Annotated in this window: 26 protein-coding genes; 23 read left to right on the top strand and 3 right to left on the bottom strand. The window is 37.1% G+C overall.

What is annotated here, in order from left to right; translation table 11 throughout:
- Positions 1-2 precede the first annotated feature (2 nt).
- The 3 genes from hemE to hemY all read left to right on the top strand — a co-directional run bounded on the left by hemE (position 3) and on the right by hemY (position 3,555).
- The gene (gene hemE, locus MKY49_RS18635) at positions 3-1,052 is read left to right on the top strand and encodes a uroporphyrinogen decarboxylase (protein ID WP_274794421.1); all 1,050 of its coding nucleotides are present in this window, start codon (positions 3-5) and stop codon (positions 1,050-1,052) included.
- 146 nt (positions 1,053-1,198) lie between these two features.
- Positions 1,199-2,119, top strand: a complete 921-nt coding sequence (hemH, locus tag MKY49_RS18630; RefSeq protein ID WP_274794420.1) for a ferrochelatase — start codon at positions 1,199-1,201, stop codon at positions 2,117-2,119.
- A 14-nt stretch (positions 2,120-2,133) separates the two neighbouring features.
- Positions 2,134-3,555 carry a protoporphyrinogen oxidase gene (gene hemY, locus MKY49_RS18625; RefSeq protein ID WP_341386953.1) on the top strand — a complete coding sequence of 474 codons (1,422 nt, stop codon included), beginning with the start codon at positions 2,134-2,136 and terminating at the stop codon, positions 3,553-3,555.
- A gap of 188 nt (positions 3,556-3,743) precedes the next feature.
- On the opposite strand, the gene MKY49_RS18620 is transcribed toward hemY, so the two are convergent.
- Positions 3,744-4,610 carry a hypothetical protein gene (locus MKY49_RS18620; RefSeq protein WP_341386833.1) on the bottom strand — a complete coding sequence of 289 codons (867 nt, stop codon included), beginning with the start codon at positions 4,608-4,610 and terminating at the stop codon, positions 3,744-3,746.
- A 187-nt stretch (positions 4,611-4,797) separates the two neighbouring features.
- Positions 4,798-5,883 carry a glycosyltransferase gene (locus MKY49_RS18615; RefSeq protein ID WP_341386832.1) on the bottom strand — a complete coding sequence of 362 codons (1,086 nt, stop codon included), beginning with the start codon at positions 5,881-5,883 and terminating at the stop codon, positions 4,798-4,800.
- A 177-nt stretch (positions 5,884-6,060) separates the two neighbouring features.
- On the opposite strand from MKY49_RS18615, the gene MKY49_RS18610 reads away from it, so the two are divergent.
- The 6 genes from MKY49_RS18610 to MKY49_RS18585 all read left to right on the top strand — a co-directional run bounded on the left by MKY49_RS18610 (position 6,061) and on the right by MKY49_RS18585 (position 12,640).
- Positions 6,061-7,029 (top strand): YncE family protein, encoded by a 969-nt coding sequence (locus tag MKY49_RS18610; RefSeq protein ID WP_341386831.1) that lies wholly within the window; start codon positions 6,061-6,063, stop codon positions 7,027-7,029.
- A complete protein-coding gene (locus tag MKY49_RS18605; RefSeq protein WP_274797378.1) occupies positions 7,029-7,712 on the top strand; it encodes a response regulator transcription factor in 684 nt (227 codons plus the stop codon). Before MKY49_RS18610 ends, MKY49_RS18605 begins: the two co-directional genes overlap by 1 nt.
- Complete coding sequence (locus tag MKY49_RS18600) at positions 7,709-9,097, top strand: sensor histidine kinase (protein ID WP_274794416.1); 1,389 nt, start codon at positions 7,709-7,711, stop codon at positions 9,095-9,097. The genes MKY49_RS18605 and MKY49_RS18600 overlap by 4 nt, the downstream gene beginning before the upstream one ends.
- Before the next feature lie 3 nt (positions 9,098-9,100).
- Complete coding sequence (locus MKY49_RS18595) at positions 9,101-9,625, top strand: FixH family protein (protein WP_322611120.1); 525 nt, start codon at positions 9,101-9,103, stop codon at positions 9,623-9,625.
- A 120-nt stretch (positions 9,626-9,745) separates the two neighbouring features.
- The gene (locus tag MKY49_RS18590; RefSeq protein ID WP_274794414.1) at positions 9,746-10,318 is read left to right on the top strand and encodes a TetR/AcrR family transcriptional regulator; all 573 of its coding nucleotides are present in this window, start codon (positions 9,746-9,748) and stop codon (positions 10,316-10,318) included.
- A 132-nt stretch (positions 10,319-10,450) separates the two neighbouring features.
- A complete protein-coding gene (locus MKY49_RS18585) occupies positions 10,451-12,640 on the top strand; it encodes a YhgE/Pip domain-containing protein (protein WP_274794413.1) in 2,190 nt (729 codons plus the stop codon).
- A 220-nt stretch (positions 12,641-12,860) separates the two neighbouring features.
- On the opposite strand, the gene yhfH is transcribed toward MKY49_RS18585, so the two are convergent.
- Positions 12,861-12,986: a protein YhfH gene (yhfH, locus tag MKY49_RS18580; protein ID WP_004230455.1), complete on the bottom strand. Its 126-nt coding sequence runs from the start codon at positions 12,984-12,986 to the stop codon at positions 12,861-12,863.
- Positions 12,987-13,130: 144 nt separating this feature from the next.
- On the opposite strand from yhfH, the gene MKY49_RS18575 reads away from it, so the two are divergent.
- From MKY49_RS18575 to ppaX, 14 genes are all read left to right on the top strand, one after another.
- Positions 13,131-14,123, top strand: coding sequence for a lipoate--protein ligase (locus MKY49_RS18575; protein ID WP_312506041.1), 993 nt, complete (start codon positions 13,131-13,133; stop codon positions 14,121-14,123).
- A 100-nt stretch (positions 14,124-14,223) separates the two neighbouring features.
- Positions 14,224-14,928: a response regulator transcription factor gene (locus MKY49_RS18570; protein ID WP_274794411.1), complete on the top strand. Its 705-nt coding sequence runs from the start codon at positions 14,224-14,226 to the stop codon at positions 14,926-14,928.
- Complete coding sequence (locus MKY49_RS18565) at positions 14,928-15,911, top strand: sensor histidine kinase (protein ID WP_341386829.1); 984 nt, start codon at positions 14,928-14,930, stop codon at positions 15,909-15,911. Before MKY49_RS18570 ends, MKY49_RS18565 begins: the two co-directional genes overlap by 1 nt.
- 11 nt (positions 15,912-15,922) lie before the next feature.
- The gene (locus MKY49_RS18560) at positions 15,923-16,348 is read left to right on the top strand and encodes a hypothetical protein (protein ID WP_341386828.1); all 426 of its coding nucleotides are present in this window, start codon (positions 15,923-15,925) and stop codon (positions 16,346-16,348) included.
- A gap of 12 nt (positions 16,349-16,360) precedes the next feature.
- Positions 16,361-17,137, top strand: a complete 777-nt coding sequence (locus MKY49_RS18555; RefSeq protein WP_274794408.1) for an ABC transporter ATP-binding protein — start codon at positions 16,361-16,363, stop codon at positions 17,135-17,137.
- Positions 17,109-19,043: an FtsX-like permease family protein gene (locus MKY49_RS18550; protein WP_274794407.1), complete on the top strand. Its 1,935-nt coding sequence runs from the start codon at positions 17,109-17,111 to the stop codon at positions 19,041-19,043. The genes MKY49_RS18555 and MKY49_RS18550 overlap by 29 nt, the downstream gene beginning before the upstream one ends.
- A gap of 142 nt (positions 19,044-19,185) precedes the next feature.
- Positions 19,186-20,733, top strand: a complete 1,548-nt coding sequence (locus tag MKY49_RS18545; protein ID WP_274794406.1) for a fatty acid--CoA ligase family protein — start codon at positions 19,186-19,188, stop codon at positions 20,731-20,733.
- Positions 20,734-20,985: 252 nt separating this feature from the next.
- Positions 20,986-21,630: a VTT domain-containing protein gene (locus MKY49_RS18540; protein ID WP_274797377.1), complete on the top strand. Its 645-nt coding sequence runs from the start codon at positions 20,986-20,988 to the stop codon at positions 21,628-21,630.
- 149 nt (positions 21,631-21,779) lie between these two features.
- Entirely contained in the window at positions 21,780-23,009 is a 1,230-nt protein-coding gene (locus tag MKY49_RS18535) for an EAL and HDOD domain-containing protein (RefSeq protein ID WP_312506033.1), read from the top strand.
- Between the two features lie 169 nt (positions 23,010-23,178).
- Positions 23,179-24,021 (top strand): YitT family protein, encoded by an 843-nt coding sequence (locus MKY49_RS18530; RefSeq protein ID WP_274794404.1) that lies wholly within the window; start codon positions 23,179-23,181, stop codon positions 24,019-24,021.
- A 48-nt stretch (positions 24,022-24,069) separates the two neighbouring features.
- On the top strand, positions 24,070-24,387 hold the full coding sequence (gene cccB / locus MKY49_RS18525) for a cytochrome c551 (protein ID WP_341386827.1): 318 nt from the start codon (positions 24,070-24,072) through the stop codon (positions 24,385-24,387).
- Between the two features lie 122 nt (positions 24,388-24,509).
- Positions 24,510-25,445 (top strand): HPr(Ser) kinase/phosphatase, encoded by a 936-nt coding sequence (gene hprK, locus MKY49_RS18520; protein WP_274794402.1) that lies wholly within the window; start codon positions 24,510-24,512, stop codon positions 25,443-25,445.
- A 51-nt stretch (positions 25,446-25,496) separates the two neighbouring features.
- The gene (lgt, locus tag MKY49_RS18515) at positions 25,497-26,318 is read left to right on the top strand and encodes a prolipoprotein diacylglyceryl transferase (protein ID WP_312506031.1); all 822 of its coding nucleotides are present in this window, start codon (positions 25,497-25,499) and stop codon (positions 26,316-26,318) included.
- Between the two features lie 15 nt (positions 26,319-26,333).
- The gene (gene ppaX, locus MKY49_RS18510) at positions 26,334-26,975 is read left to right on the top strand and encodes a pyrophosphatase PpaX (RefSeq protein ID WP_274794400.1); all 642 of its coding nucleotides are present in this window, start codon (positions 26,334-26,336) and stop codon (positions 26,973-26,975) included.
- The last annotated feature ends 3 nt before the right edge of the window (positions 26,976-26,978 follow it).

Below are 26,978 nucleotides of genomic sequence, written 5' to 3'. Positions count from 1 at the left end.
TCATGACAACTTTTAATGATACACTTCTGCGAGCTGCACGTGGAGAAAGGACAGCACACACGCCAGTATGGTATATGCGTCAGGCAGGACGTTCACAGCCAGAATACCGCGCTATAAAAGAAAAATATTCCTTAGAGGAAATTACACATCAACCTGAGCTATGTGCGTATGTCACTCGTCTACCTGTAGAAAATTACAATGTCGATGCTGCTATTTTATACAAAGATATTGTCACACCTCTTCCTGGCATTGGGATAGATGTAAAAATCAAAGCAGGCGTTGGTCCTGTTATTTCAAATCCTATTCGTTCAGTTGCGGATGTAGAAAAATTAGGTGAATTTAATGCTAAAGAGCATACACCATTTGTATTAGAAACGATTAAGTTGCTGACAGAAGAGCAATTAAATGTTCCTTTAATCGGTTTTGCTGGCGCACCATTTACACTTGCAAGCTACATGATTGAAGGCGGTCCGTCAAAAAACTATAATAAGACAAAATCATTTATGGTATCAGAACCTCAAGCATGGTTTGCATTAATGGATAAACTAGCTGATATGATTATTGCAGATGTAACTGCTCAAATTAAAGCAGGTGCAAAAGCAATACAAGTCTTCGATTCTTGGGTTGGTGCATTAAATGTTGAAGATTACCGTGTGTTTATAAAACCAATTATGACGCGAATTTTTGCAGAGTTGCAAAAAGAAAATGTGCCATTAATTCAATTTGGTGTCGGTGCTAGCCATTTAGCAAAAGAATGGAATGATTTACCGATTGATGTTGTTGGCTTAGACTGGCGTTTACCTATTAAAGAGGCACGTGCAAATGGCATTACAAAACCTGTTCAAGGTAACTTAGACCCATCTCTATTACTTGCGGATTGGTCTGTTATTGAAAAAAGAGCCAAAGATATTATTGACCAAGGCTTAGAAATGCCAGGACATATTTTTAACCTGGGGCATGGAGTTTTCCCAGAAGTAGATCCAGATGTATTAAAACGTCTGACTACACTTATTCATGAGTATAGTGCACAGCAAATTCAAGCACGTTCCTAATAACAAACAAATTAAATGTGAAAATCCCTTTTCTATGGATGAATGATTTTATCATAGAAAGGGAGCTGTCCAATATGAAAGACTGGGCAGCTTCTTTTTATCACATAATGTATAAAATATAAAACAATTTTTGAGGTGAATGGGTAATGAAAGAAGTTAAAGGCTTATTGGTAATGGCATACGGAACACCTTATAAAGAAGAAGATATCGAACCTTACTATACACATATTCGTCATGGCCGCAAACCTTCTGAAGAGCATTTAGAAGATCTTCGTAGCCGCTATGAAGCAATTGGTGGTTTATCACCATTAGCAGCAGCAACACAGGCACAAGCTGAAGCTTTATGTGCACGGTTAAATGAAGTACAGGATACAGTGGAATATAAATTGTTTATTGGTTTAAAGCATATTCATCCATTTATTGAAGATGCAGTTGAGCAAATGGTGGCAGAGGGCATCAAAGAAGCGGTTTCTATTGTTTTAGCTCCTCATTTCTCTACGTTCTCTATTAAATCCTATAACGGTCGTGCTGTAGAGGCGGCAGGTGATCGTTTAACGATTACTTCTGTAGAGTCTTGGTACGATGAGCCAAAATTCATCGAGTATTGGAAACAACAAGTGAATGCTACGTTTGAGGCTATGTCTGAGGAAGAACGTGAAAAAGCATGTTTAATCGTGTCAGCACATTCACTTCCTGAAAAGATTAAAGATTTAGGAGATCCTTATGAGGATCAATTAATCGAAACAGCTCGACTTATTCAAGAAGCAACAGGTTTAAAAAATGTTGAGGTGGGCTGGCAATCAGCAGGGCAAACACCAGAACCTTGGATTGGTCCAGATGTCCAAGACTTAACTCGTGAACTATTTGAAGAAAAAGGTTACCGTTCATTTGTTTATACACCAGTAGGTTTTGTAACGGAGCATTTAGAAGTATTATATGATAATGATTTTGAGTGTAAAGTTGTTTGTGATGAACTTGACGCAAAATACTATCGCCCAGCGATGCCAAATACACACCCATTATTTATCGATGCGATGGTAGATGCAATTCATAAAAAATTAAGCTAAGCGAAAAGAAAGTGATGATGTTGGTGACTCAGAAAAGACGAAAGGTAGTTGTCATAGGCGCTGGCATTACAGGCCTTACAGCTGCGTTCTATATGCAAAAAGAAGCAAGCGCAAAAGAATTGCCATTAGATATCGTACTTGTCGAGTCGTCATTACGTCTTGGCGGAAAAATTCAAACATTGAGAAAAGATGGTTTTATTATTGAGCGCGGGCCAGAATCTTTTTTTGATCGTGAAAACTATGTTAGTGCTTTAGCAAAGGATCTCGGTATCGAGCAGAAAATACAAACGAGTAATGCAGGACCGACTTATGTTGCAGTAGGTAGCCAGTTATACCCTATTCCTAGTCAACTTTTATCTGGAGAAACGCCTCATATCTCGTCATTCATAACATCAGGGTTATTTTCACTTAGCGGAAAAGTGCGTGCTGCGGGGGATTTTTTCATTCCCCGTTCAGCACAAGATGACGATCAACCGTTAGGTGCCTTTTTTAGAAGAAGATTTGGTGCAGAGATCGTGGAAAACTTAGTAGAACCTTTACTGGCAGGTACATTTGCAGGTGATATCGAGCAATTAAGTATGAGCTCCACTTTCCCGCAGCTTTACAGTTTAGAGCAAAAATATCGTAGCTTACTAATCGGCATGAAAAAGGCAGGAACAAATTTCTTAAGCAATCATTTGATTGATGAAAATAAAGGGATTTTTCAGACCTTTAGTAATGGCCTTGAAACACTGATTGAAAGTATAGAAGAATCACTACTTCCAGGGACAGTTATGAAGGGTGTGAAAGTGGAGGAAATTGAACATGGCAAGGACGGAACCGTTCAAGTGATGTTAAACAATTTTTCCAATATAAAAGCAGATGCTGTTATTATCGCTACACCATTTAATGTGGCAGAAAAAATGTTTAGTAAGCATAGTCTGTTAAATGAATTAGGGACGATGAAGGCAGCAACCATTGCAACTGTCACAATGGCCTTTAAAAAGGAACAGCTTGGCGATTTGGATGCACTTTCTTTTTATGTCTCTCGAAATAGTGATTTTTCAATTACTTCTTGTACTTGGATGAACCGAAAATGGCCAGGTACCTCTCCAGACGATTATGTATTATTACGTAGCTATATTGGGCGTGTTGGAGACGAAGCCATTGTAGCATTATCTGATACTGAAATAGAAAAAACTGTACTTCAGGATTTAAATAAAACCATTGGGGTAAATGGCGAACCAATGATGACAGTAGTGACTCGTTGGAAAAATGCAATGCCACAATATACAGTAGGACATGAAGCCAAGGTCCAGCGAATAAAACAGGAATTGTATGAACATTTTCCAACTGTAAAACTTGCAGGAAGCTCATTTGAAGGAATATCTATACCAGAATGTGTGCAGCAAGGGAAACATATTGCAGAAGATGTGGTAAGGGAAATGTTTAAATAAGTAAAAAATAGTACAAACATCGAGTAGAATGTTTGTACTATTTTTCATTCTTTTGTGAACGTCAATGAAATAATATGTAGTAGTATCCAACATTGCAAAAAGAAATAGCAAGCTAGATTTTAGACAAGTTTGCTATTCCCTTTGAAAATGTAATTGTAGGAATATAGGGGCTCCAAAGTGAACCTGCCTCAGGACAAGCGATGACATGACCATATAATACCAGCAGAGTTAGTTCCACCTAACGTAAGGTCATTTGTTAAACCGTCGGCTGCATAGTATAAATCAATCGTATCTCCTGCGTTTAAATTCACTTCACCCGTTAAAGTTACAGTACCATCTCCAAGTATTGTTCGTATATTTAATGTTACTAAGCCCAAATTTAATTTTAGATTTAGTATTGGGAATAGTCCGCTTATTAAATTTGTTGTGTTTCTGCGTATTACAAAAGAGGGATTTGCTGACCCTATCCCTACTGAAAGGGCAGTAGTTGTAGAGTAGTTTATCGTTGCTTCGAAAGAATATCTACCTGTAGTTGGAACAGTGAATACCCCAGATGTTGGATTAAAAGCAGGCGTTGTAAAGTAAGGTGATGCTACACTCCATTTATCTATAATATAGGATCCATTAACATCTAAATTATTTTTAAATGCAGAGAATCCTTCCTTAAATGCAGGCCCAGTAGCACCAGTAGCACCAGTAGGACCAGTGACACCAGTAGGTCCGATATCCCCAGTAGCGCCAGTAACACCAGTAGGCCCGGTAGCACCCGTAGCACCAGTGACACCAGTAGGTCCGATATCCCCAGTAGCGCCAGTAACACCAGTAGGCCCTGTAGCACCCGTAGCGCCAGTGACACCAGTAGGTCCGATATCCCCCGTAGCGCCAGTAACACCAGTAGGCCCGGTAGCACCCGCAGCGCCAGTAGCACCGGTAGGACCTGTAATCGTGTCAGTAGATTTTACAGGCCAAATTGGACTAATAGGACTATTTATACAACAACAAGGAAATGTATTGCACTTACTACAAATTCTGTCGAGAAAATTTCCAAAATGCATTATTTCACCTCCTCTTTTAAATATCGTATTCTGAAAAATGATAGAAGAGGTAGACACATAACTATTTATTACTTGCAAATATAGGGTTATACATAGAAATTAAATTTTATTTTTAATATCCTGTATGCCAATCAATTGTACTGTAATCAATAATGAAAAAGTTTCTTTTAGACAGAAAAGGAAGATGTCAGAAGTCTTCATATCCATTAGTTAAAATACTTTCGAAATACCTTTTATTGTGTAAAATTTTAGGGTCATTCGGAATGAAGGAGCTAGCTAATTCATTGTGTGCATTTGCTAATTCGTATTGTTGCAAACGGTCATAAAGCACACAAAGCTGTAAGTGGGGGAGCCAAGTAGTATAGCTTTTATTTTGAAAAGGAGCGTTTGGTTTTTGTTTAATGACAAGTGCTTGTTCGTACCAAAAAATGGCTTCGTCATTTCTATTTTGCTCCATGAAATGATAACCTAATCGGCAGCAAGCTTCAGGGCGAGGTACATCATATTCAAAGCTTCGTAAAATAGCACTGAAGTTGTTTTCAGTATCGTTTAAATGAGAAAAGCAATCTGCTAATTTGAAACAAGCTCGAATATTATCTTCCACCCAGCCTAATTTTGAGGTTAAAAATAATTCGTAATAATGAATGGCTTCTTCATAATAACCATGATCTAGTAATTCATTGGCAAAATAAAATGTATCTCGTGGTGATAATGTTTCTCCAGATTCGACTAGTTGCTTATAAATCTCAATATTACGTGTATGATCATGCGTTAATGGTAAGTGACTTACGGCGACATCACTATCAAACAGCATACCACCCACTTCTAAATATTCATGCACTGCTCCAATCCACTGAAATTTCTTATCTCTTCTTACAAGGCGATATCTTCTTATTAAGGCGTCTACATTACCTTCATGATCAAAACTTAAATGATAATTCATTGAAATAGCATCAATATCAGAAGTCAGTGATTCTTTTAGCGCCTTAAATTTTTCTCGATCTTCCTCTAATAAAACATCGTCCGCATCTAGCCAGAGAATATATTCCTTTGTTGCTTGCTGAAAGGAAAAGTTCCGTGCAGCTGCAAAATGATGAATCCATTTAAAGTCAAAAATTCGATCTGTAAATTGTGCAACGACTTGTTTCGTGCTATCTGTTGAGCCTGTATCAACGATATTAATTTCATCTACTAAATCTTTAACGGATTCAAGACATCTACCAATAACATCTTCTTCATTTTTTACAATCATACATAAGCTGATGGAAATCATGTTATACCTCCTTACCATTATCTTAGTACTATATGTAACAAAGAAAAAATTGGTTAGATGATTGAACGGAGGGAATCGACGCAAAAAATGTGAAATGTATTTTTATGGTTTGTCATAAATTCACCTTCCAAGTTTCACCCGAATTTCACAATTGTGAAGTATAGTAGAGGGGCAGAGGTGATAAAGTTGAAAAAATGGGCATTCTTCATTTTTTCGTTACTACAAATAATATGGTTAGCGGGTTGCGCTGAAAAATCATATGAACCCATTGAGAGAGATCGGAATTTTATAGCTTCATTAAACATACAAGAACCATCATTAGATTTTATTGATGAGGATGGGAATGTTTTTGCAACATGGTTATTTGATAAAGCTTATTCGGGGGCAATACTATTAGGAAATGATCAAATATTATTGTATGGACACCAATTAAATAATATTGACGTCTATACAATATCAACCGGAGAAAAGCTCTATTCAAAAAAAGTAGAGATAGGTACAACAAATGTATACTATGATGACAACATCCAACAATTTTTTATAACAAATAGTAAAACCAATACAGTGACAAGCTTTGATCGAGAAGGAAATGAGCTTGGTTCACAGCAGCTTGGCAATTATCCTATGTCTATGGCATCGTATAAAGATAAACTGTATGTTATAAATTTTAAAGATACAAAATTATCGGTGTTAAATATGAAGGATTTGTCCATTGAACAGGAATGGCCCATTCAAAAATCCTCACATGGAATAGCCATTCTTGAAGAAACACATGAGCTGTGGATTGGTGGACATGGAGAAGGCAGTAAGCCAAATAGTTCTGTTAAAAAATATGATTTATCTACTGGCCAACAGCATGGAGAGATTGACATGCCTCTGATGCCTGTAGGATTAAAAAAGACAAAAGATGCTGTCCTTGTTGTTAGTCATGGTCATAATGAGTTATATGTTGCTAGTTTTGATGGCCAGATCAAATGGCATCAAGAGGTTGGCGCAAATCCATTTGTAGTAAACCAGTTTAAAAACTATATTGTTGTCGCTGGCTATGATGATCATACATTGTACTTTATAAAGGACGGCCAGAAGGAAAAAACAGTTGATGTAGGAAAAGGTGCTTTTCAGCTGTTAGTAAGGGAGGAACAATGATGACAACTGTATTAATAGTCGATGATGAGCAGGATATGCGTAAATTAATAGAAATGATGCTCAATAACTCCGATATTGAGACATTTACAGCCGCAAATGGTACAGAGGCATATGATGTGATCGTACGAGAAAAAATTGATTTAGTATTGCTCGATGTCATGATGCCCCATGAGGATGGCTTTGTTGTTTGTCAAAGTATTCGTGCGATGTCCAATGTACCGATTATTTTTCTAACAGCACGTGATGCCAATGAGGATAAGGTAAAAGGCCTTACACTTGGTGGAGATGACTATATAGTTAAGCCATTTACACATGATGAACTTGTAGCAAGGATTTATGCTGTTTTAAGAAGAAGTGGGGCGAATATTACAGAGCTACAGCAAAAGTACGTAATTTTTGGTCCTATTAAAATAGACGAGATTGCACGTAAAGTATCTGTTGATGGTAAGAGTATTCCACTTACTTTAAAGGAATTTGAATTATTGCATTTATTTATGAAAAATCCGGGCAATGCCTATACAAGAGAGCAATTATTAGAACGTATTTGGGATATTGATTATGTAGGTGGAACGCGCACCGTTGATACCCATATCAAAACTTTACGAATAAAGCTTGGAAAGGATGCGGCTGCGCATATTCAAACCGTTTGGGGAGTGGGCTACCGCTTTGATCCTGGCGAATGAAAAAGATTGCTACTCGCATTTGGTTGTTGATTTTCGCATTTCTCATCATTACCGTTGTCTTTATGTACGTTCTCACAAATTTTTTGTATCAACGTTTATATGTCCAAGATACTGAAGAGACAATGGTGGAAGTTGGCTTGAAGCTACAGACAATGTATAACAATGGCAAGGTTACGGATGAATTTATTGCAGATATTGAACAATTTAACGATTATTCAAATTTAAATATATTTGCAGTAAGAAATCCTCGGGAGTTAAGTGCCTGTGTTCCGTTTGATATAGATTATGAGACACTGATTGGACCAGAAGAAAGACAGAAATTATTATCAGGAAAATACGTGCAAAAAATTGGCTATGAGCCCAGGTTTGATCGACAACTAATTTCAGTAGTGATACCACTCGTTGATCAAAATCGATTAGAGGGTATTATTTATATTTACTTCCCGCTAGCTAAAATTAGTGAGTTAGCTAATAGTGGAGTTATTCTCCTGTTCATTAGTGCCTTTATATTTTTAGTGGTAGCTAGCTATTTGATTTATAAAGGTATTCGACATATTATGCGACCATTAAACGATTTACAACGTGCAGTAGAACAGATGTCCCACGGGAATTATGAGACACGTGTACCTGTCAATTCACGGGATGAAATCGGTAAATTATCTAGTACCTTTAATAAAATGGCAGAGTCGATTCAGCTAGAGGATGAAGCCCAAAAAACATTTCTGGCAACAGTTTCGCATGAATTACGGACACCAATAAGCTATGTTAAAGGCTATAGTGAAGCTATGCAAAATGGCATTATTACAGAAAGCCAAAAAGAAGAAACTATTCAGTTGATTGTCCGTGAGGCGAATCGAATGGAGAGGTTAACAAACGAATTACTTCAACTAGCAAGAACAGAAAATGAACAAACCGACATTGCTTTATATCCTATTCCGCTTGGTGAGACTTTAAGGGAAGTTCAAAAAATACTAACACATCAAGCAGATAAAAAGAACATAACATTACATGTGGATGTAGATGATGCGCTAATTATTGAAGCTGATGAAGTAAAGCTAAAGCAAATTTTTATTAACATTATTGAAAATGCGATTAATTACTCACATGAAAATTCTATTGTGGAAATTGTTGCTGTTGAAAAGACGGGGAGTGCACTCATTACCATTAAGGATTATGGTATCGGTATCCCGTCCGAGGATTTAGCACATGTCACAGAGCGATTTTATCGAGTTAACAAAGCAAGGAGTCGTGCAGACGGTGGTAGTGGATTAGGATTATCCATTGTTGAACAGCTACTAAAGCAGTTACAGGGATCGTTAGAAATTGAAAGTGTTGTAGAAAAAGGCACAACTGTTAAGATACAGTTGCCATTAATGGAGGATTAAAAGATGAAAAGATGGTTATTCGCACTAATTGCAGTACCTACATTATTAGTAGGATGTGGAGAAAAAAAAGAGGCTTTACCAGAACCAGAAGTGCCGCAAATTCCAGATGTAGAAATTTTAACACCAAAAGAAGTATCGCTTAATGAAACAATTGAGCTGGCAGCACATGTAGAACAAGGTGGGCAAAATGTTGATGATGCTGTGGTAGAGTTTGAGGTTTGGGAATCAGGGAAACGTGATGAAGGACAAATGATTAATGGGAAATTAGAAAAAGATGGTGTTTATAAAGCATCGACAACATTTGATCATGACGGTGTTTACTATATGTATGCACATACTACAGCAAACGGTGTTCATAATATGCCAAAGCAACAAATTATTGCTGGAAGCCCTGATATGACACAGGTTTTACCAGAGGATGAAAAATCCAATAACAGCATGGATAATAACATGATGAATCATAGTAATAATTCGTCAGATAATACAGAACATGATGACGAAAAAAAAGATGAAAAAAATCATCATTAAATGCTTGCTTTTTTTATAAAATAGGAATATGATAATGACCAGATGACCGAAATGGTTTTCTGGTCATTTTTATGAAGTGTACGTTAGATGTACATAACCCAACAAGAAAGGATGTTACTAATGGATCGTAGGCAGGAAATTATTGAAGCAGCTGCAAAGTCTTTTACATTGTTTGGCTACAAGGCTACGACGATGGAGCAAGTGGCGAAAATTGCCAATGTCGGTAAAGGTACGATTTATACATTCTTTGCAAATAAAGAAATTTTATTTCAAGAGATTGCAATGTCACTTGTACGTGAAATGAAGGCGGAAGCGGATGCAGTGTTGGATGCATCAGCAAGCTTTATGGATAATGCGCATAATGCTTTAATGAAAATGCTACAGTTCCGTGAAAAACATCTTTTATTTGCAAAGCTTATCGAAGAAGAAAAAGAATTACGAACACCAGCTGTTAAACAGGTGCTACTACAGATAGAGACAGAAATTTTATCGTATGTTGCAGAGTTAATACAAAGACGTATTAATAAAGGTGAAATTAGAGAATGTGACGCAGAGCTTGTTAGTTACTTATTGTTAAAGGCATATCTTGCTTTTGTTGTCGATTGGCATGAGTTACACGGTGATGTGATTCCTGAAGAGAAGATTCTTAATCTTTTTAAGGAAACCATTTTTCGAGGCTTAATTGTAAATTGATTCGATTATTAACAGATAAAGAAATATTGAATCCAGTAAGTTTTTGCAAAATTGTTGAGGTTGATTATTTTTTTTGAATGAAAATGACCAAATGACGTTTTCGGTCAAATAGTTTAGGAGTGAGGATATTATATGATTAAAGCTGAATGGCTGAAGATCTTTAAAACGAGAAAAATGCTTGTCTCAATCATTGCTGTGCTCTTTATCCCAGTAATGTATGCGGGTATGTTTTTATGGGCGTTTTGGGATCCTTATGCAGGGCTGCCTAATCTACCAGTAGCTGTTGTAAATGAAGATACTGGTGCTGAGATGGATGGCGTTAAATTAGATTTAGGGAACACCTTAGTCGATAAGTTGATGGATAGCGAACAATTTAACTTTATAGAAGTTTCAAAGGATGAGGCTGAAAAAGGTTTAAATGGTCGTGATTATTATATGATTCTAGAAATTCCAACAAATTTCTCTGAACATGCTACAACGCTATTAGATGACAAACCATCAAAATTAGTGATGAATTACATTCCAAACGAGGGACTAAACTTCCTTGGTGCTCAAATTGGTGAAACAGCCATGGATCGTGTACGGGCAGAAGTAAATGCACAAGTATCAGCGACTTATGCTGAAAAATTATTTGACTCTATTGCAACACTTGGAGATGGCTTTACAGAGGCGGCAGATGGCTCCCATAAGCTAGATGAGGGTGCACAAAAAGTAGCAAATGGTGCAAAAGATTTAAAAGGGTACTTAGAGCAATTGGCATCAAGTACAGTTGAATTATCTAATGGTACAGATAAACTAACAAAAGGTGCTGGAGATGCTGCAAAAGGTGCGAATGATTTATCTAGTGGTTTAGTCAAACTACAAGATGGTACTGTTCAATTACAACAAGGTGCACAGCAAGCAGCAAATGGTGCTTCTAGTCTAGAACAAGGGTTATCGCAATACACACAAGGTGTTGCAAAAGTTGGTGCAGGTTTAAACACTTTAAACGACAAACAACAACAAATTAGTGCAGGGGCAGCATCTATTGCTGAAAATGCAGGTGCCTTAAACGGTGCAGCAAATCAACTTACAGCTGGTTCTGCAAAAGTTGAAGAAGGTATTACAGCTCTAGCAAATCAATTACAAGGTATGATGGCTTCAATGCCTGAAGAGCAAGCAGCTGTATTAAAACAAACATTAACAGAACTACAAGCAGGAAGTGCTAGTGTGCATAATGGTTTATCATCATTATCTGCTGGAACAGAAAAACTTCAAGCGGGTGCTAATCAAGTAAGCTCTGGTGCAAGTCAAATTGCAGCAGGTCAAGCAGAAGTATTAGCAGGGGCTAATGCATTAACAGCGAAAAGCAGTGCTTTAATGGAAGGTGCCAAAGGCTTACAAGCAGGTAATGCGACATTAGCGGCAAAATTAGGTGAATTACACGCAGGTGTGAATACAGCTGTAACAGGTTCAAAAACGTTAGCATCAGGATTAAATGAATTAGCGAGTGGTACAACAACATTAAATCAAGGTACTTCTACACTTGCGTCAAAATCTGGTGAGCTAGCACAGGGTTCAGCAACACTTGCAGATGGTTCTACTGAATTAGCAGATGGTACATCTACTTTATCTGGCAAATTAGGTGAAGCAAGTGAAAAAGCAAATGAAGTAAAAGCAAATCAAGACACTTATGATATGGTAGGTAGTCCAGTTGAAGTTGAAAAAGAATCTGTTAACCATGTTCCTAACTATGGTACAGGTTTCGCACCATACTTCATTTCTCTTGGCTTATTCGTAGGAGCATTATTAATTTCGATTGTGTTCCCACTTGTTGAACCAGCAATTCGCCCAAAAAATGGAGCAACTTGGTTTACAAGTAAAGTAACTGTATTAGCAGTTGTAGGTTTAATACAAACATTGTTAACGGTAGTTATTGTTAAATGGGGTCTAGGACTTGAAGTGAATAACATGGGCTACTTTATCGTAACAGCATTATTAACTAGCTATGTATTCTTAGCTTTAATTCAAATGCTAGTTTCAATTTTTGGTGACCCTGGACGTTTCATGGCAATTGTCGTGTTAATTTTACAATTAACAACAAGTGCAGGTACGTTCCCACTAGAATTAATCCCATCACCATTACAAGTATTTAACAAGCTATTACCGATGACATATACGGTTCAAGCATTTAAATCAAGCATTTCTACTGGCGATACATCATTCTTAATGCAAAACTATGGTGTTCTAGCTGGATTCTTAGTAGCATTCTTAGCAATCACTTTCGGTTACTTCATGCTACTTCACAATAAACGTTACTCTAAAGTAGCAGAAGAAAACTAATTCATAAAGCACTCACCAAAGTTGGTGAGTGCTTTTTGTTCATGTTAAAGGATTGTCAATGAATCTTATCGACAACATAAAACACCAGCTGATATGAGCGTATCAGCTGGTGTTTTGTAAGTGTAAGAGATTTAATTAAGGGTTCATCAAAATATGATGAAGGGTGTCAATATTGCTACGTGTGGGGCACGTATATGACAATTACAGAATAGGCAAATGCTTATAGGTGGTTACATTTTTCACAAGTGTTGCTGTAGCATTCGCTTTGTTCTTCCATCTTTTCACCGCACTCAGTACATTGCTTTGCAGGTAAATTCTTGAAAAATTCAACTACGTTTTCTAACATTGTGGACTCCTCCTTTAAGTTCATCTGTACTATTACTGTTTCTATATTTTCTAGTGTATTATAACAGATGCGTTTCGTCAACACAAAATGCCTAATTTACGTTAAAATTAAAATGGATATTTTGTGAAGGAGGAAACGTAAACTATGATTTTCGTTGATAATAAAGGGATCCATGATCCACGTATTAATCTTGCTATTGAGGAGTATTTGTTAAAAACAATGGACGTTGAGAAAGAGCCTGTGCTTCTTTTTTACATCAATCAACCGTCCATCATCATCGGGAAAAACCAAAATACAATTGAGGAAATCAATACAGACTATGTAGAGGACAATGGCATTATTGTAGTGCGCCGTTTATCAGGGGGAGGAGCTGTTTATCATGATTTAGGGAATCTTAACTTCAGCTTTATTACAAATGATGATGGCAATAGTTTTATGAATTATAAAAAATTCACACAGCCAGTGGTAGATGCTCTAGCAAAAATGGGTGTCAATGCAGAGCTTTCAGGACGCAATGACATTCTTGCAGAGGGGCGTAAAGTTTCTGGAAATGCTCAGTTTTCTACAAGAGGGCGTATGTTCAGCCACGGCACATTGATGTTCGATACAGAAATTGATGCGGTTGTCTCTGCATTAAAAGTCAAAAAGGATAAGATTGAATCGAAAGGTATTAAATCTATACGTTCCCGAGTAGCAAACATTTCAGAGTTTTTAAAGGAGAACATGACGATAGAAGAGTTTCGCCTTGAGATTTTGAAATCCATTTTCGGTGGAGAAGAAAATATTCGTTATTATGAGTTAACAGAGGAAGATTGGGCAAATATTCACAAGCTATCAGCAGAGCGTTATCAAACATGGGAATGGAACTTTGGGAAATCACCGCGCTTTAACATTCAAAAAACACATCGTTTCCCAACAGGTGGTATTGACATCCGCCTAGAAGTGAACCATGGAGTAATTGAAGAAGCACATATTTTTGGTGATTTCTTTGGTGTAGGTGATATGGCTGATATAGAGCAGCGCCTAATTGGGACAAACTATGATCGAGCGGCCATTGCTAATGTATTAGCAGACATTGATATTCCTACATATTTTGGTGGAATTTCAACTGAGGACTTTTTACAATTAATTTATTAAGGAAAATTCGGTTTCGTGTACTATTTTAGCCTAAAGGTTCGCTGACAATTATGTCGTCGAACCTTTTTTTGATACAATATAGAAAGAAAGGAGTGTTGATATGGAAAAGCATCGAATATTCATAGTCGAAGATGATATTAAAATTGCATCGTTACTAGCGGAAACGCTTAGAAAATATCAATACGAAGTTGCAACAATTCAAGAATTTGATCATCTTATTGAAGAATTTACAGCATTTAATCCACATATGGTGCTGCTTGATATAAATTTACCAGCCTATGATGGCTACTATTGGTGTCGTCAGCTACGCCAGCATACAACGTGCCCAATTATTTTTATTTCTGCTCGCTCAGGAGAAATGGACCAAATTTTCGCACTTGAAAATGGGGGAGACGATTTCATTACAAAGCCGTTCAACTATGAGATTGTTTTAGCTAAAATTCGCAGTCATCTACGCCGTACATATGGTGAGTATGCAGCAAGGCAAGAGGAGCGGACAATTAAGCAAGGACAGCTTGTACTTCATTTAGAAAGAATGGAGCTACATAAAAATGATTTAGAAATTCCACTTCAGAAAAAAGAATGTATCATTCTAGAATTACTGATGGGGAATGCGCCAAAAGTCGTGACACGTGAGCAACTTTTAGAGGAGCTGTGGGACGATCAGGCATTTGTTGATGAGAACACATTGAATGTTAATATGACCCGAGTACGTAAAAAATTAACCGATTATAACATATCGTCAACTATTGAAACCGTACGTGGCGCTGGTTATCGATTTATATTAAGTGCGGGTGAACTGTAGTGGGCTGGAAATTATTTTTACGTGATTATGCTTCATTTATAGTGTTCCAGCTTTTATTAGTTGGCTTTATCATGGTCATCTATGGACTAGACGGTTTCCGAAATATTGATACGGCTATATATTCCTTTTGTATTAGCCTTGTACTATTAGCTTCCTTTTTACTTGTCCGCTATTTAATGCGACAACGATACTTAGTGAAAATAACCCAGCTTCCAACAGCGATGGAGGATGTGCTCCAAAAAAATGCGAAGACGCCAGAAGCTATGCAAACTGAGAAATATATGCATGAATTGTATCGTCTTTATCAGCATGAGCTACATGCATTATATGCCAGTCAAAAGAGACATGATCAGTTTATGAATCAATGGGTACATCAAATGAAAACACCAATTTCTGTAATGGAGCTATTATTACAGGATGACCGACCTCTTGATAAAAAGAATATACAGGAGGAAATAGATCGCTTGCGTAGAGGCTTGGACATGGTACTAGTCAATGCACGTTTAGAAAATTTTGAGGACGATATGCAAGTTGAGCAGGTTGCACTTAAAGCAATTGTTACTGCAACTGTTAATGAAAATAAACGTTTATTTATTACGAAAAGAGTTTTCCCAGAAATTCATATAGACGATAATCTTATTGTTGCGAGTGATTCAAAATGGCTTCGCTTCATTCTAGGACAATTTATTACAAATGCTGTGAAATATACCTTTGAAGCCAATAAAAAAATTACAATTTCTGCCATATCGAAGGATGACTTTGTACAGCTAGCCATTTGTGATGAGGGAATTGGAATTCCAGCTTCCGATCTGTCACGTGTGACGAAGGCCTTTTTTACCGGTGAAAATGGGCGGAAAACAGGGGAATCTACTGGGATGGGCCTGTATTTAGCCAAAGAAATCTGTGAAAAACTAGGACATGATTTGGCTATTACGTCAGAGGTAGGAAAAGGGACGATTGTGACTGTGACATTTACAAACTAGGGGGCGCTAGAATGGTAGAAGTACGTATTGAAGATTGGGTATTAACGATTGATAAGGAGAAAACAAAAGCTCTTTATATGACTCATATGCAAGAGGGAGATACATTAGCTTATCAAAATTTTCTCATAGCAAATGAAAAGCTAGGCGTAGAACTACTGCATTTTTCAAATATGCTTGGGTTAAACTTACAACAACCGACATTATTGAATGCATTTCCTGTCGAAGGTCAAAAGATTATGTACAGTGGGTATTATACGGTATGTGGTGAGATTGTAGATGGAGAAATGGAGGCTTGGGATGTCATTATTGGAGAACATTGCTTTAGTTTGGTAGAGGAAGAGTCCGTAATGGCATTGATAGAGCCTCATTTTCAAATTGGCTTTGAGGTAGTATTAGAGTGGCTTTTACCACAGCCATTAGAATTAATGAAGAAATAAGGTGAATGAAGGATGCCTATTTTACAAATTAAAGATGTGACGAAAGTGTATGAAGGTAAGGTCACGCACCGTGCTTTAAATCAATTGAGCTTTGATGTTGAAGAAGGTGAGTTTCTAGCTGTTATGGGGCCTTCAGGAAGCGGTAAAACAACATTACTGAATATTATTTCAACCATTGATGAACCGACAAGTGGAGAAATCATACTGGATGGAATGAATCCACATAAGCTGAATGCAACAGAGCTTGCTTACTTCAGAAGAAGACAGCTCGGTTTTGTCTTTCAAGATTTCAATCTTTTGCATATGCTGACGGTTGAAGAAAATATCGTGCTGCCATTAACTTTAGATCAGCAGCCGCTAGAAGTAATGGAGGAACGTCTAGCTAGTATTGTTGAAAAGCTAGACTTAACTTCTTTTCTTCATAAACGTCCAAATGAAATTTCTGGTGGACAGGCACAAAGAACTGCCATTGGGCGAGCACTTATTCATAATCCTAGCCTTATTTTAGCAGATGAGCCAACGGGTAATTTAGATTCGAATTCTTCACGTGATGTGCTAGAACTTTTAACGAAAGTTAATCGTGAGAAACAAACAACGATTGTGATGGTCACGCATGATCCGATTGCAGCAAGCTATTGTGATCGAGTGTTATTCATTAAAGATGGTGAATTTTTCAATGAAATTTATCGTGATGATCGTCGTCAAATGTTTTTCCAACGCATATTAAATGTTTTGAGCTTACTAGGAGGAGGGCAAGTAGGTGACCTTTCGACAATTCGCTTACCGTAATGTCGTGCGGAACAGCCGTATCTATGGTGCCTTTTTCATGGCAAGCTTTTTTTCGGTGGCTGTATTTTTTATCTATTCCATGTTAATGTTTCATCCAGATATTGAACGAGGGATATTAGGCGAAGTATCCCTGATAGGAATGGTGGGTGCAGAAATTGTACTCGTCCTCTTTACATTATTCTTTTTATATTATTCCATGAGTGCCTTTTTAGAGGCTAGATCCCAAGAATTCGCTATTTTATTGCATTTGGGAATGGAAAAGCGCCAGATGAATCGACTTGTTTTTTTAGAAACAATGATCATTGGATCTGGCTCCATCATTGTAGGGATTGTGTTTGGCTTCTCGTTTTCCAAATTCTTTTTTATGATTGTACGAGAAATTTTGCATTTAGATGATTTACCCCTTTACGTTTCCTGGGAGCCATTTTTACTGACAATTGGAGTGTTCACAAGTGCGTTTGTAGTAATTTCATTTATTAGTGTGTACTTCACACGAGAGCGAAAATTACGTGATCTTTTAAAAGGTAGTGATTATTTAAATAGCCTAGCTACCTATTCAAAAATCCGAGCTGTCTATGGTGTTGCTTTAATTTTAACGACATATATTTTAGCGTTTGTTGTAGGACATACTTCTTTGATCGGTTTAACCCTGTTAATCCCATTTTCCGCAACATTTGGAACATATTATTTTTTTAGTGATTCCGTTCCTTGCTTTTTAGATTTAGCCCGGGGAAAACGCAAATATCATTGGCAGCGGTATCGTCTACTATCTCTTGCTGAACAAACTCATATTATGATGGATAATGTAAAAATGTTTTTCGTTGTAACGATGGTATCAACCCTTGCATTTTTATCTGTTGGTGTTTTAGCGACTATGTCCTCCTATACAACCCAATATGATCGGCTAAATCCATTGGGGCTCGTTTATAAAGGGGATGTCGATAATCCATATGAACGAGAGCATATCAATTCATTAAGGCTACAATTAGAGGAGAAGGGTTTATCCTATCAGCTTTCTCGTTTTATTGTAGTGAAGCAAACCTCTTCTTTTACACGCAATGAGGTTGAGGTCTTTCGAGAGTCCGATATGAATGTCTTACTTTCTTCTTACAGCTATCCTTTGTTGAATTTAGGATCTGGAGAGGCAGTGTTTATCCCTTATTCAGAGGATTCACTAAAAAAATTAAAAAATAGAATCGTGCATACCGTGCTAGAGGAAAATAATATACCGATAACGATTGATAGTGTCTATCCAAAAATAGTATTCCCTGGTTCGATTGTAAGTGTCAATTCCATCGTCATCAGTGATGAAGATTTTGCTAAGCTTGTTCGTCCAATTGCTGATCAAGACATTATTCAACCAAGCTATCATTTATTTACGTTTGTGATTCCACAGTGGATGGAGACTAAGGAAATCGGTAAAAATATAGATTATCTAGAGTCTAATTTGTATTTTATTAAGAAGGATAAATTTAGTCCTTTTTACTTTGAGAATGCTGGATTAAATTATTCTTATATACTAGCTACTTACTCACTCTTCACATTAGTAGGTGTTTTAGTTGCCACTGTCTTTCTACTTGCAGCTGGGAGCTTTATCTATTTCAAATTGCATACGTCACTTGAACGAGAAAAGCGCAAATTTGATGTATTAAAGCGTATGGGTTTAACCGATGCAGAGCTTAAAAAGCTTGTTAATCGTCATTTATTTCCTCAATTCTTCTTACCATGGGGTGTTGCGATGATGCATAGTGCCTTTGCTTTTCTAATGGTTCAAGGCATTTTGAGAGACATTGCAAATATTTCGATTGTAAAAGAAGTGTTCTTTGCTTTTGGCTTTTTTGTGTTAATACAAGTCGTCTACTTTTATTTAATTCGTTGGCGCTACATCTCTCATATTCGTTCATGATGTATTTGTTTAAAAGAGCAAAAAATGAATTATTTGACGTAATTTACGACATGAAATAAAAAGACTCATTGTCTTTTAGATATATTTCTTATATAATATTACTGAATAACGATTCATTTTATACGATAAGGGGATGGTGTAATTGAATTTAGTTTCACGTGTTCACCAACAGGCAACAGAACAACCGGAAAAAGTTGCGTATCATTTTATGGGGAAGGATACTACTTACGGGGAATTTGAGCTTACAGTTGGTCGCTTTGCAAAGGGGTTACAAGATTTAGGCGTTGAAAAAGGGGATCATGTGGCGTTTTTACTCGGCAATACGCCTCATTATTTAATTGCTTTGTATGCAACAATGCGCTTAGGGGCAACAGCAATACCAGTCAATCCAATCTATACACCTGATGAAATTTCATATATTTTGCATAATGGGGATGTAAAAGTAGTTATTGCGCTGGATGCTTTGCTACCACTTGTTGAAAAGGGTGTACAAGCTTTTCCGCAAGTAGCATCATTCGTTATTTGTGAAACAACGCCAGATGTAGTAGAAAAAGTGGCTGCTTTATCACCACAAGCACAAGAAAAGACACATTTATTTACACAAGTTATCGCTAATGCTTCTCAATCTTTACAGCCTATTGAAGTTGCAGATGACGATAATGCTATCATTTTGTATACTTCTGGTACAACAGGCAGTCCAAAGGGTGCCATGCTGACACATGGCAATGTCTATTCAAATGCTCGTGATGTTGCCCATTATTTAGGAATTAAGGCGGATGATCGTGTTATCGCTACTTTACCGGTATTCCATGTATTTGCCTTAACGGTTGTAGTCAATGCGCCTTTATTAAGCGGAGCTACAGTTTTACTTACACCAAGATTTAGTCCTACAGAAATTTTTGCACTAGCGAGAGAACAAAAAGCAACAGTATTTGCTGGTGTTCCAACTATGTATAATTTCTTATATCAATTACCTGAGGGCAATCCAGAAGATTTCTCGACAATTCGTTTGGCCATTTCAGGTGGTGCCTCTTTACCTGTTGCACTATTACATAATTTCGAGCAGAAATTTAATGTGCGTGTGTCCGAGGGGTATGGCTTATCAGAAGCTTCACCCGTTACATGCTTTAATCCGCTAGATCGTGATCGAAAAGCCGGCTCTATTGGTACTTCCATTAGTAATGTAGAGAATAAAGTGGTTGATGTGAACGGTCAGGAAGTTCCTGTTGGCGAAGTAGGGGAGCTAATTGTACGTGGTCCTAACGTAATGAAGGGCTATTATAAAATGCCAGAAGAAACAGCGATGGCGATACGGGATGGCTGGCTTTATACAGGAGATTTAGCAAGAGTAGATGAGGAAGGGTATTTTTATATTGTTGATCGCAAAAAAGATATGATTATTGTTGGGGGCTATAATGTTTATCCTCGAGAAGTGGAGGAAGTCTTGTTTACCCATAATAATATTGTGGAGGCAGCAGTTGTAGGGTTCCCAGATCCTAACTTAGGGGAAGCCGTTCATGCATATGTTGTACTAAAAGAAGTAGCAGCCACGTCTACAGAGGACCTCCTTTCTTATTGTGCTAAGCATATGGTAAAGTATAAAGTTCCAAAAGTAATCGAGATTTTAGACGAACTTCCGAAGAACACGACAGGAAAAATACTACGTCGTTCATTAAAAGAAAAAGTTTAAACGAGAAAAGCTACTATTGAAAAATGGTAGCTCTTTTTTTGTACATTATTCGTATAATAGTAAAATCAGTTGAGCGTAACTATCTGTAAGTGATAAAATCAAACTTGTGAAATCTTCTACATACTTTTCAAGAGCTTGTCATATAGTGAGGAAGTAATGTAAAAAGACGTACAAAACTTGGAACCCTTTGATGTGGAGCTACGTCAAAGCTTTTAGTAAAAATACTATTGAAAGAGAGCATACAAAAACATGATTGAACTCATTAAAGAGTTAATAAGCTTTATTATCCATATTGATGTACATTTAGAAGAAATTATTCGTGATTTTGGCAATTGGAGTTATCTTATTTTATTTGCGATTGTTTTTGTAGAGACAGGCGTTGTTATTTTCCCGTTCTTACCTGGTGATTCATTGCTATTTGCAAGTGGTACACTAGCAGCTGCAATGGGAGCCTTTGATATGTGGATTCTAATCCCTGTATTTTTAGCAGCAGCTATTTTAGGAGATACGATGAACTATCATATTGGTCATAAGGTAGGAACATCTATACCTCCAAAGAGCCTTCTTGGTAGAGTTGTGAAGAAAGAACGCATGGAGGCAGCAGAAAAATTCTTTAATACTCATGGTGGGAAAACGATTGTTATAGCCCGTTTTATGCCATTTATTCGTACATTCATTCCGTTTGTAGCCGGTGCAAGTAAAATGAACTATAGCTACTTCCTTCTTTATAATATTCTTGGTGCCGTTTTATGGGTTTTCAGCTGTACATTACTAGGCTATTTCTTTGGGAATATTCCTATTATCAAAGATAACTTCTCAATAGTACTTATATTGATTATCTTTATCTCTGTTGTACCTGCAGTAATCGGAGCCATTAAATCCAAAGTTGGTAAATAATAAGGACAGTCCTTGTGATGAAAAAATCACTTGGACTGTCTTTTTTGGGATTAGTAGGACCGTGTTAAATTATATTGAAGTATAAGCATCAGGTTGTAAAAAATGCTATACTTAGAATTACTAGAATATGGAGAAATGGGGGTATCGAAATGGAAGTATTTATTGGCAGACAGCCTATCTTTAATCTTCATGAGCAGGTTGTTGCGTATGAATTATTATATCGTGGCAAAAACGTAAATGCCTTTCCAATGGTTGATTCAGATGCAGCAACTATTGACGTACTTGTGAACTCATTTCTTTCAATTGGTTTTGAAGAAGTAACAAAAGGTAAACCGGGTTTTGTTAATTTTACAGAAAACTTATTGATGAGCTCAATTCATGAATTTTTAAATCCCTCACAGGTTGTGATTGAGATATTAGAAGATGTTCCGCTTACCCCACAGTTAGTTGAACGGGTGATTGAGCTGAAAAAACATGGATTCCAAATAGCATTAGATGATTTTATTATGGAAGAACATGTAGAAGTTTATGATGAACTGTTCGAACAAGTCGACTATATTAAAGTAGACTTTTTAGCTTCATCTATCGTAAAAAGAATGGAGATTGAAAGTGAAGTAAAGGAAAGATTTCCACATATTCAATTACTCGCTGAAAAAGTAGAAACTCGCCATCAATTTGAAGTGGCTAAATCCTCTGGGTATGTATTGTTTCAAGGCTATTTTTTTGAACAACCTCAAATAATACACGCAACAGACATTCCAGCGAATACGATCCAATACATTCATATCATCTCATTACTAAAAGAAGAAGAGCCAAATATTCAACTACTAGCAGAAAATATTGAACGGGACATCTCATTGACGTATAAATTATTACAAATGATTAATAATTCTTCTAAGCGCTCAAAATCTAAAGTACGCTCTATTAAACAAGCCATTGTCCTCCTTGGGATTTCGAATTTACGAAAATGGATTTATTTATTGGCTATGCGAGAAATGGATATAGATGCCGACTCTGATCTATTTAAAGAAGTGATGTGTACATCTTTATTCCGTGCAAAGGTCTGTGAGAAATTAGCGAAGCTTTCCTACAAAAAGAATTTCTCGGAATATTTCTTAGTGGGCATGTTTTCACTAATTGATACATTACTTCAAAGACCGATGGAAGCTATTCTACACCAGCTTCCATTTTCGGAGGATATCACGAATACAATATTAGGTAATGAAACGGACATGACACCTTATTTGGAGTTTAGTATCGCTTTAAGTAAATTAGACTGGGAGCGATTAGAGGAGCTAGCTACACAATTGAATATCCAATTAGTTGATATTGATCAATTATATTATGAGGCCATGGAATGGGCAGAAAAATCATTTTAAATGACTGTACTCTTGTTAAGAAGCTATCTTATTTTCAGGTGAGTTAGCTTCTTTTGTATGTCTACAAGACAGTGCTTTCTTCATCAAGATGAAGTTCTCAATGTGAAAAGTATTTGCTATAATCATCACGTCTTTAAAAAATTCTGATAGTTGAAGTGGGCGTGGGGAAATGAAGCATGATGTGAGAGAAAGCATTGTGGAGTATGTGTATGTGATAGTAGGAGCGGCAATAATAGCTATTGGTTTTAATGTCTTTTTATTACCAAATCAAGTCGCTTCAGGTGGGGTCAGTGGAATTAGTACGATTTTGCATGGTTTATTTGGTTGGAATCCGGGAATTGTTCAATATGCGTTTAATATTCCACTATTTATTGCTGGAGTGTTGTTGCTGGGCAAAAAATTTGGTATTAAATCATTTATCGGTACGATTACGTTACCGTTTATTGTCTTGTTAACAAATAGCTGGGAACCTTGGACTGATAATTCTTTACTTGGAGCTCTTTTTGGTGGAATTGTTGTTGGATTAGGAATAGGACTGGTCTTTAAAGGGAATGCTTCAACTGGTGGCACTGATTTACTAGCGCAAATCATTACGAAATTTACTGGATTATCGCTTGGTACGAGTGTGCTATTAATAGATGGAATCATTGCGATTAGTGCAGCAGTTGTTTTTGATTTAGAGAAAGGTTTGTATGCCCTGATTGGACTTTATGTAACGACAAAAACAATTGATATCATTCAGCTAGGTTTTAGTCAATCTAAAATGGTCTATATTATTACGGTGAAACAAGATGAAGTTCGGCAAGCCATTTATGCTGAAATCAATCGTGGAGTCACGAAGTTACAAGCCATCGGAGGTTATACGGGAGAAGCACGACCAGTTCTTATGGTTGTTGTTTATCAAACAGAATTCACAAAGCTGAAACAACTCATTAAAAGCGTTGACCCATCAGCGTTTGTTATCGTTTCTGATGCGTATGAGGTATTAGGAGAAGGTTTCAAACGTGCATAATTTTGGTATAATGGCGGCGTAAGATAATTATTATGAGGAGGGGTACTAATGAAAAAAGCAATGTTAACATTAGTGTTCGGATCAGCAATCTTTTTAGCTGCATGTGGCGGCGGAGATAAAGAGGCAACTAACAATGAAAGTGCCGCTGCTCCGGATGGTGAAGCAATTGCTATGAAATCTTGTATTTCTTGTCATGGCGGCGAGCTACAAGGTGCGACTGGGCCAGCATTAAACGATGTAGGTTCTCGTTTATCAGAATCAGAAATATTAGATATTATTAATAATGGTAAAGGAAACATGCCTGCTGGAGTTGTTAAAGGGGCAGATGCTGAGGCAGTTGCTAAATGGTTAGCTACTCAGAAATAATACTATTCAAAACTAGCGGACTGGAGAGCCGCTAGTTTTTTTGTTAAGAGTAAATACATTTCTTTTATACATAGACATGCTAAAATAAGGAGAACCTTATCCATTGATTGGAGGCTTTTTCATTGGTCGTAGTATTAACAAGAGATGTTATGGAGAAATTTAAGTTAGAGTTATTAGCTGGTGAGGAAGGGATCGGCAGAACAATAGTGACAAGTGATATTTCAAGACCTGGACTTGAAATGGCAGGTTATTTTACACATTATCCTGCTAATCGTGTACAATTGCTTGGCAAAACAGAGCTATCTTTTTTTGAAATGCTGCCAGCAGATGTCAAGCTAGAGCGTATGCGTTTGCTTTGTTCGCAAGATACGCCTGCTATTATTATTTCTCGAGATTTAGAAGTGCCAGAGGAGCTTATACAAGCTTCCAACGAAAAGCATGTTCCAGTTTTTAAAACACATATGACGACAACAAAATTTTCGAGTAGATTGACAAACTACTTAGAGGGACGCCTAGCACCAATGACAGCAGCCCATGGTGTACTCGTCGATGTGTATGGAATTGGTATTTTAATTATTGGGAAAAGTGGCGTAGGTAAAAGTGAAACAGCACTTGAGCTTGTAAAAAAGGGTCATCGATTAGTAGCAGATGACTGTGTAGAAATTCGTCAAGAATCGGAAAACTTATTAATTGGTAGTCCACCACCTTTGTTGGAGCATTTATTAGAAATACGTGGTATTGGGATTATTGACATTATGACACTATTTGGTGCGAGTGCAGTGCGTCCATATAAACGTATTACACTGATCATTGAGCTGGAAATTTGGGACCCGCAAAAAGTTTATGATCGATTAGGCTTAGAAGAAGAGAAAATGAAAATAATTGATACTGAGCTGACAAAATTAACAATCCCAGTACGCCCAGGGCGCAATGTCTCCGTTATTATTGAAGTAGCTGCGATGAATTATCGCTTGAAGAAAATGGGAGTTAATGCAGCTGAGGAATTTTCAAGACGCTTAGATGAAGTCATTTCGTCGAATGATGTGTTAGACGATTAATACAAACAAACAAACCATCCATGATTAATGACATATTGAGAGGGGTAGAAGATGGATTTATTACTATTACAGATTAACCCGATTGCTTTCCATTTAGGGCCAATTCCAGTGCGTTGGTATGGATTGCTGATTGTGTCGGGAATCATTTTAGCCTATGTTGTCGGGCAGAGAGAGGCTGTTAAGAGAGGATTGCCTGAAGACTTCCTTGCAGACTTGTTATTATGGGCAGTGCCAATATCCATCATCTGTGCACGTATTTACTATGTGTCAATGCGATGGGATTACTATAGTGAAAATCCCGGGAAAATCATTGAAATATGGAATGGCGGTATTGCCATTCATGGTGCCCTCATCGGGGCATTTGTCACAGCTTACATATATACTCGTATAAAAAATGTAAGCTTTTTACGAGTAGCGGATATTGCAGCACCAAGTATTTTAATCGGTCAGATTATTGGTCGATGGGGCAACTTTATGAACCAAGAGGCCTATGGTGGAGAGGTATCTAAAGCATTTTTAGAAAATCTCATGCTGCCAGATTGGATTATCAATCAAATGTATATCGAAGAATTAGGTTCGTATGTACATCCGACGTTTTTATATGAATCCGTCTGGAACCTTATTGGGCTTATTATTTTACTTGTTTTACGCAAAGTAAATTTAAATCGTGGGGAAATTTTCTTTAGTTATTTAATTTGGTATTCAATTGGTCGTTTCTTTATTGAAGGAATGCGTACAGATAGTCTGTATCTTGTAGGCGATTTACGTTCAGCGCAGGTTGTATCTATTATTGGGATTATCGTTGGACTTGGAGCGATTATTTATCGCAGAATAAAGGTAAAACCAGCCGTGAAATACTTGGAAAACAAATAAGGGGATGTAAAAAATATGGCTGTAAAAGCTCTACTATTCGACTTTGATGGAACTTTACTTAATACAAATGATTTAATCATTCAAACATTTATGCATGTGTTAAATGAGCGATTTCCCGGGCAATATTCGCCAAAAGACTGCTTGAAATTCATTGGTCCATCCCTGAAACAGACATTTAATGACATTGCTCCAGGTGAAGAGGAGGCTTTAATAGCAAAATATCGCGCTTGGAATATAGAACATCATGATGAACTTGTGAGCCAATACCCTGATGTAGTAACAACGCTAGAACAATTAAAAGCACAAGGTATTCGCTTGGCCATTGTTTCGACGAAACGTAATGATACCATTGATCGAGGACTTTCAATACTAGGTGCTACACATCTATTTGATGTCCGTATTGGCACAGACGATGTGAAAAATGTAAAGCCTGATCCAGAGCCAGTCCTACTAGCTTTGGAGCGCTTAGGGATAGACAAGGAAGACGCAATTATGATTGGAGATAATTCGCATGATATTGAAGCGGGTCATCGTGCAGGAGTAAGAGCAGCAGGTGTTGCTTGGGCGATTAAAGGTGAGGCATACTTACAGCAATATCAACCAGAATATATGCTTCAGCATATGACGGATTTATTTGATATTGTGAAAGAGGGGTAAGTT

It is taken from the genome of Lysinibacillus sp. FSL M8-0134 (genome assembly GCF_038069745.1).
GTDB classification, from domain to species: Bacteria; Bacillota; Bacilli; order Bacillales_A; family Planococcaceae; genus Lysinibacillus; species Lysinibacillus irui.
This window is presented reverse-complemented; position numbering and strand designations above follow the sequence as displayed.